General features: G+C 63.1%; 11 protein-coding genes. 6 read left to right on the top strand and 5 right to left on the bottom strand.

What is annotated here, in order from left to right:
- The first annotated feature begins 17 nt into the window (after nt 1-17).
- Both BMZ35_RS05445 and BMZ35_RS05450 read left to right on the top strand, forming a co-directional pair.
- Nucleotides 18-1,133: an LptF/LptG family permease gene (locus BMZ35_RS05445; protein WP_093091607.1), complete on the top strand. Its 1,116-nt coding sequence runs from the start codon at nt 18-20 to the stop codon at nt 1,131-1,133.
- Nucleotides 1,130-2,260, top strand: coding sequence for an LptF/LptG family permease (locus BMZ35_RS05450; protein ID WP_093091609.1), 1,131 nt, complete (start codon nt 1,130-1,132; stop codon nt 2,258-2,260). Before BMZ35_RS05445 ends, BMZ35_RS05450 begins: the two co-directional genes overlap by 4 nt.
- Nucleotides 2,261-2,264: 4 nt before the next feature.
- Here BMZ35_RS05450 and BMZ35_RS05455 read toward each other — a convergent pair whose 3' ends face one another.
- Nucleotides 2,265-3,017: a phosphocholine cytidylyltransferase family protein gene (locus tag BMZ35_RS05455; protein ID WP_093091610.1), complete on the bottom strand. Its 753-nt coding sequence runs from the start codon at nt 3,015-3,017 to the stop codon at nt 2,265-2,267.
- Between the two features lie 88 nt (nt 3,018-3,105).
- Here BMZ35_RS05455 and BMZ35_RS05460 point away from each other — a divergent pair, with 88 nt between their 5' ends.
- Both BMZ35_RS05460 and BMZ35_RS05465 read left to right on the top strand, forming a co-directional pair.
- On the top strand, nt 3,106-3,768 hold the full coding sequence (locus BMZ35_RS05460) for a CDP-alcohol phosphatidyltransferase family protein (protein WP_093091612.1): 663 nt from the start codon (nt 3,106-3,108) through the stop codon (nt 3,766-3,768).
- Nucleotides 3,765-4,874, top strand: a complete 1,110-nt coding sequence (locus tag BMZ35_RS05465; RefSeq protein ID WP_093091614.1) for a glycosyltransferase family 4 protein — start codon at nt 3,765-3,767, stop codon at nt 4,872-4,874. Before BMZ35_RS05460 ends, BMZ35_RS05465 begins: the two co-directional genes overlap by 4 nt.
- Here the strand turns inward: BMZ35_RS05465 and BMZ35_RS05470 are convergent.
- Nucleotides 4,871-5,848 carry a hypothetical protein gene (locus BMZ35_RS05470; RefSeq protein WP_131814331.1) on the bottom strand — a complete coding sequence of 326 codons (978 nt, stop codon included), beginning with the start codon at nt 5,846-5,848 and terminating at the stop codon, nt 4,871-4,873. The two genes, BMZ35_RS05465 and BMZ35_RS05470, sit on opposite strands and share 4 nt — an antisense overlap.
- Before the next feature lie 78 nt (nt 5,849-5,926).
- On the opposite strand from BMZ35_RS05470, the gene BMZ35_RS05475 reads away from it, so the two are divergent.
- Together BMZ35_RS05475 and BMZ35_RS05480 are read left to right on the top strand one after the other, a co-directional pair.
- A complete protein-coding gene (locus BMZ35_RS05475; RefSeq protein WP_165610005.1) occupies nt 5,927-7,561 on the top strand; it encodes a xylulokinase in 1,635 nt (544 codons plus the stop codon).
- Complete coding sequence (locus tag BMZ35_RS05480) at nt 7,558-8,166, top strand: CDP-alcohol phosphatidyltransferase family protein (RefSeq protein WP_093091620.1); 609 nt, start codon at nt 7,558-7,560, stop codon at nt 8,164-8,166. Before BMZ35_RS05475 ends, BMZ35_RS05480 begins: the two co-directional genes overlap by 4 nt.
- Here BMZ35_RS05480 and BMZ35_RS05485 read toward each other — a convergent pair.
- Genes BMZ35_RS05485 through BMZ35_RS05495 form a run of 3 tightly spaced genes read right to left on the bottom strand, consistent with a single transcriptional unit; the run spans nt 8,151 to nt 11,675 of the window.
- Nucleotides 8,151-8,909: a Frag1/DRAM/Sfk1 family protein gene (locus tag BMZ35_RS05485; RefSeq protein WP_093091622.1), complete on the bottom strand. Its 759-nt coding sequence runs from the start codon at nt 8,907-8,909 to the stop codon at nt 8,151-8,153. The two genes, BMZ35_RS05480 and BMZ35_RS05485, sit on opposite strands and share 16 nt — an antisense overlap.
- Nucleotides 8,906-10,663 carry a cyclic peptide export ABC transporter gene (locus tag BMZ35_RS05490; protein ID WP_165610006.1) on the bottom strand — a complete coding sequence of 586 codons (1,758 nt, stop codon included), beginning with the start codon at nt 10,661-10,663 and terminating at the stop codon, nt 8,906-8,908. The genes BMZ35_RS05485 and BMZ35_RS05490 overlap by 4 nt, the downstream gene beginning before the upstream one ends.
- A gap of 7 nt (nt 10,664-10,670) precedes the next feature.
- Nucleotides 10,671-11,675 (bottom strand): hypothetical protein, encoded by a 1,005-nt coding sequence (locus tag BMZ35_RS05495; protein ID WP_131814332.1) that lies wholly within the window; start codon nt 11,673-11,675, stop codon nt 10,671-10,673.

An 11,675-nucleotide genomic window follows, 5' to 3' on the forward strand; every position in this document is an offset into this window, starting at 1 on the left:
ACGGGGACACTCGCGCCATGAGACTGTTCGCATCGCTCTTTCACATTCTGGGTCTGCCGATCTTGATCCGCCTGTTGCTGATCCTTGCGGCGGTGGAGGCCATTTTTCTGGCCGAGAGTTTCACGACCCTGATGGAAGAGGCCCTTCGCAATGACGCGATGGCGGCGGATGTCGGGGTGCTGCTGGTATTGCGGATGCCCCGGATTGCCGATCTTGCATTGGCGATCGGCGTGTTGATCGCAGTCTATTTCGTGGTGTCGGATGCCCGGAGCCGTGGTGAGCTGGTAATCCTCGCCTCGGCCGGCGTGCGTTGGAGCCGGATCGTGCAACTGGTTCTGATCCTGGGCCTTCTGGGCGGCGCGGTCAGCTTTGCCACCGCCGGCTTTCTGTCGCCCATGGCGCGCTATGCCAGCCGGATCAAGATGGCTGAACTGCGCCGTGATCATATCGTATCGCGAATTGAACACGCCGGCCCTCTGGAAAGCCTGCAAACCATCCGCGACGTGACCTTCATCGCCACCCCGCCGCCCGACAGCCTGACCCGGCATGGTCAGCTGTTCATCTTTCAGCCGGATGTGGACGGACGGTGGCGGGCCATGCAAGCGCGCAACTGGGTCGTGACCGACCCGGACGACACAGGTCAGCGCAAGATCGAGCTCGAGGATCTGTCCGCCTATGAAGGCGCCTATCCCGCCCCGGCACGCCCGATGCGGTCGATCAGTACCTTTGCCGTCCGCTCCGCCGATTTTGCCTTTGGCATGTCCGATGTGACCTCACCGCCCAAACGCGAACGCAGCCGGGCGGAACGCATACTTGACATCTCGACCGAGGAAACGCCGCGCCTTGCGCGGGTCATGGCGCGGGCATTGATGGTGCCGACGGCCGCTTTGCTGGCGCTTGCGGCGGTGGTGGCCGGAGGGGGCGGTCTGGCACGATTCGTGGCCCTGCCGCTGGCGGCGGTCCTGCTGATGAGCGGGGATGTCATGGCGCGCGCGGTTGTGGTTGGCATCAGCGCGGATATCGGGCTTGCGCTCACGGCGCTGTTGTCCTTTGTCGTCTATCTCGCACCGCCGCTGGCCTATCTCGCCTATCGCGGGGAAACTCTGATGATCCCGCAGGGGCGCGGCGCATGAACTGGCGGGCACATACCGGGCTGGCCGTGCGGGCGATGGTGCGCGCCTATCTCGTGGCGATCGGGTTTGTCCTCTTTACGCTGCTGATCATCGCGCTGACCATCGACCTGACCGATACGCTGGAACAGATCCGCACGCGAGCCGATGACACCGACACACCGCTTTGGCGTCTGCTGTTTCCCTATGCGGGCTACCGCGCCGCGGATATCATCACCCGGCTTCTGGGCATGGCGGCCCTGATCGGTGCGGGCGTGGCGACAGTGCTGCGCCATCAGCGCATGGAGGATGTTGTCCTCTCAGCCGCAGGGTCGGGGCCGTCGCTGACATTGGGGGCACTGCTGATCACCGGGCTGTTGACCGGCGCCGTGCAGGGCACGTTTCAGACCTGGCTGCGTCCCTGGGCGGTCCAGCAACAAGTCGCGCTTGAGCTGGGCAGCTATGGCGCACGCTTTTCCAAGACGCACCTCAGCCACCGCTGGTTCGTGGACGGCGGACGCGCGCTCCGCGCCGAAGTGACGCGCGGCGGCGAACCGGGGCTGCGCGACCTGCACCTGTTCGAAGGCATTGATCAACCCGCGCTGACGCGAGTGATGACTGCCGAGGCCGCAGAGCCAACGGCGCGGGATGGCATCTGGGTCCTGCAGGGAGTGACACTGTGGGATCGGGCGGCGGGAATCGGCAATGCCACAACCGTGCTGGACGAGATGGAATTGGCCTTTCCGCTCAATCAGGAGCGAGTGAAGTGGTACGGGGTTGGCGCGCATTACGTTCCGGTCAGCGCGCTCAAACAGGTGGCCCGGCTCAAAGGCACAGATGCGGCGGATGACGCCGCGACCGAACTGGCCATTCGCTACACGGCGTTTTTCCTGCCCGGTGTGTTTGCACTTTTGGGGATGTCGCTTGCGATGGCCGCGCGACAGGTCCGGCGGCTGGCACCGTTCCGGCTCTTGCTGGTGGCGACGCTGGGCTATGTCACGCTGGTGTCGGTCAAGGTGTTCTGGGCCTTGGGCAGTTTCGGACGCCTGCCGCCCTATCCGGCGGCGCTTGGTCCGATGGTGGTCGCCGTGCTTCTCGCCGTGCTGCTGCAATTGCGGCAGGCAGGCTATCTGCAGATCCGGCGACGATAGAGGGTCAGCCGCCCTGTCCGTCCCGTTCAAGGATAATGGGCCAAACGGTATTCATCGCGCGGGCGAACATGGTCTCGTTGTCGATCTCGGTCCATGCCAGATCGTCGAGAAGGACCGCCTCGATGTCCGTTTCCCGCGCAAGTTCGATCACCGCTTCTTCGTAATCCGCCTTGGGGTCCTGCGCCAGCACCGCCTTCCCCGCGTCGCGCAGGCGCGCAACCTCGGGCGCGGCGAAACAGGTGATGCCCATCAGCTCGCCAAAATGCGGCTGGGGCTGGGCGTTGATGTTCTTGGACATTGTGTCAAAGGCCGGAGTTCCGTTCACACCGGGACGCGACCAGACATAGACCTCGTCCGTGGCGTTGGTCTCGCCCGACACGATCAGGCGTGTTTCCCCGGCGGCCACGGGTGACAGGGCGCGCGCTTCGTAGATCACATCCGATTCAAGCAGCACCACATGCCCGTCCAGTCCTTCAAGCCCGGTCATCAGCGATTGCAGGCTGCCGGTCTGATCATAAAGCGGGTTGTGGATCAGCTCGACCCCGGCATGGCCGTCAAACGCGGCGCGATACTGGTCTTCGAGATGCCCGGTAACGATCCGCACGGACTTAATCCCGCGCCCCTGCAAGAGCGCAACCGAGCGCGCCACCAACGGCACGCCGTCAATTGCCAACAACCCCTTGGGGGTCAGGCGGCCCCGCGGTCCCATGCGAACACCGCGCCCAGCGGCAAGGATAAGTGCGCTCAAATCAGCCATGTTGTCCGCTTTCAAAACCCTCTAAGAACGGGGCGGACCCTAAGTGAGGTCCGCCCCAACCGCAAGAAGGCAAAAGAGCACCCGTCCTATGCGCTATTCCCTGCGACATGTGTTTGAAAGCAACCGTGAAACAACGCGCGAAGAGCGGCACACCAACTGGTCCGTGTTCCTGCTCTACCGCTGGCCCGGCATGATCATGGCCTGGCTGTTTCTCTTGATCCCGCTGACCCCGACCCGCGTCACGAGCCTGATGTTGATCCCGGTGGCACTGTTGCCGCTGAGCGCGCTGTTCCTGCCGTTGTCCGTGGCCGGGATCGTGGCCTGCGCGCTGGCGCTTCTGATCTTCGCGCTGGACTGTGCGGACGGAGCCATGGCGCGGGCCAGTGGCCAGAGTTCCGCCGCCGGGGCGCGGTACGACTTCCTGCTCGACATGTTCACCTGGGGCGTTCTTTACGCCTCCATGGGGATTCTGGCGGACCGGATGGCCGAGGGCGGCACCTTCTGGACCATGATCGGTTTCGCCGCGGCCTGGCTGCGCCTGTTTGCCCGCGTCTGCAACGACCGCGCCCCCGAGACCGATGCGCCCTCCGCGCTACCGCGTTTCTGGAGCGCCACTTGGTTTCTTGACGGGTTGAGCGGGCTTATCCCCTTGTGTCTGCTGTCCGGTTCCCTGATGCCGGCCGCGGTCATCGCGGTCCTGATTTACAGCATCGGGGACGTGGTATTTGCGCTGAAGCGGGTCATCGAATGAAAATTGTCCAGATCACACCTTATGCCATGAACCGGCCCGGCGGGGTCCAGAGCCATATCCGTGACCTGAGCACATGGTTGCGAGAACAGGGGCACGAGGTCCGAATCGTGGCACCCCCGGGTCATGCCGACCTGCCCGGTCTGAAGACCCTTGGCAATTTCCGCAATATCGCGGTGCACGGCACCCGCTTCGAGATCAGCCGCGCGCGGCGCGACGAGGTGGCGACCTGCGCTCAGGAGCTGCGCAACTGGGGCGCCGAGGTCGTGCACCTGCACACCCCATGGACTCCCATGATGCCCTGGCAGGTCTGGAAGGCACTGGATCTCCCGGCAATTGCTACTTTTCACGCCACCTTGCCCGCCAAACCCGGGCTTGACCCGCTGGCATGGTTCCTGCGCCGCAGCGCGCATTACTTCAACAAGCGGCTTAAGACGGTGATCGTGCCGTCAAAAGCGCCGCAGGACCAGTGGGCGGCAAACAAGGTCGCCCCCCTGCCCCGCATCCTGCCACCCGCGGTGGATCTATCGGCATGGCGCGCCGCAGGAGAGGCAGCGCCGCTGGCACAGGGTCTGCGCGCGGTCTACATGGGGCGGCTTGAAGAGCGTAAGGGCGTGGCGGTACTGCTTGAAGCCTGGAAGCGCGTGCATGAGGAGCGCCCCGACGCAGAGCTGATCGTGGCCGGAGCCGGTCCCGAAGAGGGGTTGTTGCGCAACCAGATCAAGCATTCCAACATTGGCGGCGTCACCTTTTGCCCACCTCCCGATCAGGCGGGCGCGCACGCGCTTGTGGCGGGGGCCGACCTGTTCATTGCACCCGCCCTGCATGGCGAGAGTTTCGGCCTAGTTCTGGCCGAGGCGATGGCGGCGGGGACCGTGCCGATTGCAGCGGCAAATGCGGGCTACGCCACTGTGCTAAGCGGCCCCGGACAAGAGTTGCTGGTGCCTCCGGGAGAGACCTGGGCACTGTCCCGCAAGATACTGGACATGGCCGAAAACCCTGCGCGCCTTGCCCAGATGCGCCGCTGGGCGCTCAGCCAGGCACAGCGATTCGACGTGCGCACGGTCGGACCGGCCTATGAGCAGCTTTTGGCAGAGGCGCTCGGTTAACGCTCGAACCGTGAAGGTGCCGGGAACTCGCGCTCCAGCCAGCGCCGCACCAATCGTTCCACCCGCTTGTTGGGACGAGGACCAAAGCTGTCGTTCAGCGTGTAGCAGAACGGCGCGCGGCGCTTCATGTTCCAGAGCTGGAACCATGTCCATGGCAGCACGTTTTCCAGCGAGGCATACCCTTCCATCGCCGCCGATTCCTCGGGCGTGCAGGGCACGGCCGCGCCCTGTTCGACCATGGCGTGCGGATAGAAATACTCCAGCGGCAGGTTTGATCCGTCGCGAAAGCGGGTGGCGCGGGTCTTGGCGAAATCTTCGGAAAACTGCTCGACCAACCCGGCAACGGCGGATTTGTCGAACAGGCGCGGACCATGAATCGCATAGGCGCGCGGCTTGTCTCCCCACGTGTCGTTGAGCACCCGGTTGGCATTGGCAAGCGCATGGTTCCACGGTCCATCCTTGACCGGATCAAGCGCATCGGCGTTCTTTGTCGTCTTCTGCTTGAAAAACGAGATCGGCATGCCGTCGCGCTGCATGGCCTGCATCAGGCCGGGACGCGCCAGCATCATGTCATCTTCGAAAAACAGGTACTGGTCACTCAATCCGGGCAAAAGATGCACATGGGACATGATCGAAAAGGAATTGAAGGTCGGCTGAATGGCCGGGTCCATGACCGCGTCATGATGCACCAGCCGCAGATCCGGGTGCTCGGCGTTCAGCCATGGGGGCACCTGCGGGCGCTGCGTGAAAAGGTAGAGATGGCGCATCTCGGGCAGGTGCGCATCCAGCGACCGCAGGCAATAGCGCAGCAGTTCGAGATTGTCGCGGGTGCGGTTGGGGTTGGTGTCATGCGTGGTGCGCGCATATTGCGCCAATTGCGCCTGATAGCCATCGAACTGGTCATCGACCCACATGATCACCACGTCGGTTTTTTCGCCCGGATTTGAGGGAGATTGAGGGGTCGTACCAGTCATTTCTGCATATTTGCGCCCATCCGCCGCCGGGGCAAGCGAATAACACCGCAATGTCCCGTTGCAATGGCAGGGAGAACCATGCCAGACCGGACAGCACCGCCAAGGACCTTTTTCGGCGGTGGGCAGGCATCAATTGGGAACGACATCTTGGCCAATGGCGATCTGGTGATTTCGGCGGATTTCGGCACTTCGGGCGTCAAGGTCGGGGTGGTCGACAGCGATCTGAACATTCTTGCGCGCGTGACCGAAACCTATCCACTTGCGCTGGGAGGCAACGGGTTTGCCGAACAGAACCCCGAGGATTGGTGGGCCGGGTTTACCCGCGCGGTCGCTGCGCTTCACAGGGAATTGCCTGATCTCAGGAAACGCGTCGGCGCCATCGTTTTCTGCAGCCAGGTCTGCAGCGTGATCTGTGCAGATGAGAACGGCACGCCCCTGCGCCCCTGCCTGACCTGGATGGACAAGCGCGGCGCGGCGGTCGGCAACAAGTTGATTGGAGGATTTCCAAGCGTTCATGGGTATCGCGCCGACAAGGGGTTGATCTGGCTTGCATTGGCCAACGGCGCCCCGGCCAAGAATGGCATGGACCCGACAGCCAAATTTGTCTGGGTGCGCGAGAACGAACCCGAGATCTGGGCACGGACACGCTGGCTGTTGGATGCGCGTGACTGGCTGGTGGCGCGGGCGACAGGGGAAATCACCTCCTGCGCTGAATCCGCCAACCTGACATGGGTGATGGACACCCGGCGCGGGCGCGAAGGCTGGTCCGAACGCCTGTGCAAGATGGTGGGTGTGCCGATCGAGCGGATGCCGCCCATCGTACAGGGCGAGGCATGCGTTGGTGGCCTGACCAAAAAAGCGGCGGGCGAACTTGGGCTGGACCGCGATGTGGATGTTCTTGGCGGCACGATTGACGTCACCGCGGCCGCGCTGGGGGCGGGCGAAGTCGAAGACGGCGCGCTGCATATCAGCGTGGCGACAAGCGCATGGATCGCCGGGTTCTTTCCGGGCCGACGGCTCAGCGTGCCACATGCCTTTGCCACGATCACCTCGGGGCTTGATTATCGCCCGCTGCTGATCGCTTCACAGGAAAACGCCGGATCGGCCATGCAATGGGTGGTCGAAAACACCGGGGGCGACATGCAGGACGCGCTGCAAACGATGGGCCCGCTCATGGCGGATGACCCGATGTTCCTGCCCTGGATGACAGGGGAACGGGTCCCGGTGGATGATCGCCGCCTGCGCGGCACGTTTCACGGGCTCGGGCTGCATCACGATACGGATGCCCTGCGCCGCGCCGCCGTGGAGGGCGTCGTGCAAAACCTGCGCTGGGCCTTTGGCCTTGTGTCGCGCCAGCGAGGCGCAGACCGGCGGGGGCCGGTTTCGCTGGTCGGGGGGGCGGCGGCCACGCCGGCCTTTGCTCAGATGCTCGCCGATGCGCTTGACCGCGAGGTGCGCGTGGGCGAGGCGCGCCATGCCGGGATGCTGGGGGCCGCCACACTGGCCGCGCCGGTCATGGGCTGGGCCGACAGCGCCACGCAGGCCGCGGCCCGCCTTGGCCAGCGCGCCAACGCGATCTATACACCCGACCCGGTCCGGGTCGACCTGATGGCACTCCGCGCGGAGCGGCTGAACCGGATACGCCCGGACATCGTGCGCAGCTATCGGCGCAACGGTGGGCACGGGGATGAACAAGGGACGTTTGAGCCATGATTGACGGGCTGTTGAAAGCAAAGATCGACCCGATCTGGGAATCCATGTCGACACCGCTGGTCAAGGCAGGAATGACCCCGAACCAGGTGACATTCGCCGGGCTGGTCCTGATCCTGCTTGCGTCGGGTGCGTTCCTGCTGCATGGCTCACCACTGATCTACGGGCTGAGCCTTGCCGTCGCCTTTGCCTTTGACGCGCTGGACGGGGCCGTGGCACGGCGGCGCGACATGCGCTCGATGGCGGGGGGCTATTTCGACGCCATGGTCGACCGCTACCAGGAACTCGCCGTGCTGGCGACGATTGCACATGTTTATGACCAATGGCCGCTGGCGCTGGCCTGTTTCTCGGGCAGCGTGATCACCTCTTATGCCAAGGCGCGCACCGCCATCGAGATCAAGATCAGCAACGAGGACTGGCCCGATTTCTTCGAACGGCTGGAGCGGGTGATTTACCTCTGCGCGATGCTGATCCTTGCCGGGGTTCTGGGCGCTTGGGTGATCTGGGTCGGCCTTGCCGGGTTCGCAATCCTGTCCCATGTCACGGCGTTGCAACGCGCGCGGCGCGCGACCGGGTTGTTGCGACAGGTGGATCAGGACGGGCGGTAACCGCGCAGCGTCGCCAGGCAATCCGATACCCAGCTCAACAAAAAGAACAGGAACGACGAGATCAGGATCAGCTCAGTCGTGACATAGGCGTGATAAAGCAGGTCATTCCACGGCGAAAGGTCGATCCCCTTAACGATGAACAGCCCCAGATACAGCACCGACAGGGTATAAGGCACCAGCACGTAATATCGCCGGAAACGGCAACTCGAACGTGGAAGAACCCGCTGCGCGTCGTCCACTCTGTCATGCAGGTTCGACAGGTGCGAGCCGACAAACACCACCCCTGCCTGTGAAAAGAAGAACAGGTAGCTGCCCACCATGTGCATTTCATGGTGATCGGGAAAGCGGAACTGGCTAAGCATGATCATGCCCGTCGAGGCCAGTGCCTGAAGGCCGACAATCGCGACGGAAAAAACCGTGATCCATTTCAGCTGGCGCGGATCGACACCGGGCTGTCGTGCAAGGCGGTTGCGGAAATAGCTGGTGAACAAAAGGATGGACAGGAACAGCGCCGGGGCGCAGATCAGCATCCAGATCGCAAACGGATCGCCGACGGACGGCTCTTCAAGCGCGCGGCTGATCGTGGGGGGCGAATGCGCGATATAGTCAGGGCGCAGCTCGGCAAAGGCCCAGCGCGAGGTATAGATCTGTTGGTTCACCATGGTCACGACCAGCAGATTGCAGGTGATGGCCACCCAGAGAAGCAGACTGTCTCGGCGCGCGGGCAGCGGCAGGGACGTCATGATGCGGCCTTTCGGGTCTGACGTTCATCCGACACCACACGCCCGCCTTCCATCTTGATCAGGCGGTCACACTTGCCGAACTGGTGGTCATCATGGGTGATGGCCAGAACAAGCTGTCCGGTGGCCGCCAGTTCCGGCACCAGCACATCGTAAAAGAACGCCCGGTTGGCCGGGTCCTGATCGGCGGCGAATTCATCCAGCACAATGATCGGGCGCTGTTCCGCCAATGCCACGGCCAAGGCAAGACGACGGCTTTGCCCGGCCGACAACGAGGTCGAGGAAAAGCGGTCTTCGCGAAGCTTGACCCGCTCGGACAGGCCCAGCTGCGTAATCCGTCGGTCAAGTTCCGCCAACTCCCCTTCATCCATGCCATAGGCTCGGTCAAACAGGTGAAATCCGCTGAACACACCGCAGAACAACTCGCGATAGCCTGACGTGGTCTCGTCATCAAGCGCCTGCCCATCGAGCAGGATTTCGCCCTTGTCCGGGTGCCGCAACCCGGTGATCAGAGAGAGAAGCGTGGTCTTGCCTGAACCGTTACCACCGCAGATGAACACGGTTTCACCGGGTTCAAAGGCAAGGTTGACCGGCCCGAGATGAAAGGGTTCGGCATCCGGTTTCCCGGGTTCACGGATCGTGGCCTGCACATCACGCAGTTCGATCCGTTCAAAACGGTCCGGCACTGCTCCGCCCCCGAACAGAACGTTGGACTGGGCTGCGGACAGCCGTTCCTCGACATTCTGGATCTTGTAATAGGCGTTCTCGGCGCGTGACAGGCGGGGCATCATGTTGAACATCTGTTCGATGGGACCGTTTGTCAGGAACACGATGGTCAGCACCTGGAACATCGTGGTCGTGTCCCCACCCTGAAGCAGCGGAATGGCGATCACCACGAAACACAGCAACAGCACGATGGCGGATTGCCCCACCAGCGTGCTTGCGGAATAAAGCGTTTCCGACTTCCGATGGCTGTCCACATTGTCCGAAATCGCCTGCATCGTGACGCCTTCAATCGCTTCACGGCGGGTCTGGCGCTGGCGCAATTCGCGCCAGCCCGAAAGCATGTCCCCGATGCGGTCGCAGTAATTGGCAAAGGTCTGGGACGCGCTGGCGTTGTGGCGCCGCGCCGGCAGGTCAAGAAGGAGATACCCTGCGATGCCGATCACGACGGCGAAAACCGCTGCAAGACCGGCCGCCCAGGACACATAGAACAGGTAGGGCACGGCAATGAGCAGGACAACCACGGCCTCGATCGCCTCAATCACGTTGATCACGGCGCCGGAAAGTTCCCCGACCTCGCGGGTGGCCGCGGAATAGACTTCGCCCCGCGGGCTGGAACTCAGGAAATCGACATTGGCCCGCAGCAGTTGATGCGCCATGCGCATCCGCAGCCGGGCCATGATCCGGGTAATGATGCCAAAGGCGCGCAGTCGTTGGTAATAGCTGGCGACGAGCATCGTCAGCGCCGACACGATCAAAAGCCAGATGCTCCAGCCAAATCCCTCGTCGAAATTCTGGGCGGTTTCATTGATGGCAAAGATCATGCCCGAGCGGCTGATACTGGCAAGCAGGGTCAGAAGCACGATCGGGTCGCGGGCCACGCCGCTGGTGACTGTCAGGAACCGGATCACGGTCATGCGGCGCCGGAACAGGGCTTTGAGGCCGCGCTCTTCCGGTCCGGGAATTTTCCTGAGTTCGATCGACACGTTACCCTCGGACGTCATGGCCGGAACGCTATCGGGTTTGCCTGCCATGTGCCAGTCACCTTTTGGCCGGGCCGCCGACCTGCCAACGGTCGGCATAGTGGCGGATGGCCTTGGAATTGTTGCGATCCTCGAGCGCGCCGTTGCCCCGGTTCAGGTTGCCCAGCGCGGTGGCCTTGTAATGCACCGCATCGGCCTTGGGCAGAAAGCTCAGCCCCTTGCAAGGCAGCACCCGGCGCGGCGCGTGGCACAGGGCGCTGGAGCGCACGTCATCCGCCAGAAACGCGGCGCGCGGCGTGTCCGAGAAATCGGTCAGCTCCTCGAGGTCAAAGAACCGGGGCTGCACCGCATAGCCGAAAACGCCCATGAACACGTCAACGGGAAACAAACGACGCTGGCGATGGCCGCGCACCGGGGCGGAAGGCTTCTGCAGGATGTTGCTCAGGATGGTGGTCGGACGGTCCAGATAGTCCTCGGGCACCACCCAACCGGCCATGGTCAGCGCCGTGTTGGGATGATCCGCCATGCCTTTTTCGAACGTCTCCAGAAAGTCGCGCGGATAGATGCGATCATCATCCACCACCACGATCACCTGATCGGGCGCGGCATCCAGAAGGGTCGGGATCAGCTTTGTCGCCGGCCCCCAGTCACGTCCCCTGCGAATTTCGAGAAAGGCCAGACCGCTCAGCGCCTCGGGGATTACATAAGGTTCGTCCTCGCGCAGAGATTCATCCGGCACGTTCAGCACGATCTTTTTTGGCGGGCGCGACTGGTCGATCAGCCCCTTGAGCACCGTTTCCAACCGAGAGATTCGGCTGGGGATGGTGGTCAGCGACACGATGAGGTCCGACGTCTCGTTCGCCTGCCAGCGCAGGTCCAGTTCCTGCAGTGACAGGCGCGAAAGGCGGCGTTCGCGCAGAAGGTCGGGCAACAAACGCTCCCCTTCAAAGAGGTGATGCAGCCAATAGGCCAGTCCCAGCGCCACCACGATTGCCGCGATAAAAATCAATACCTTGCCCCTTGTCGCCCCGGCTTGCTCTGACCCGGAATGAAATCTGGTCAT

The sequence above is a fragment of the Shimia aestuarii genome, assembly GCF_900114635.1.
In the GTDB taxonomy this organism is placed as follows: domain Bacteria; phylum Pseudomonadota; class Alphaproteobacteria; order Rhodobacterales; family Rhodobacteraceae; genus Shimia; species Shimia aestuarii.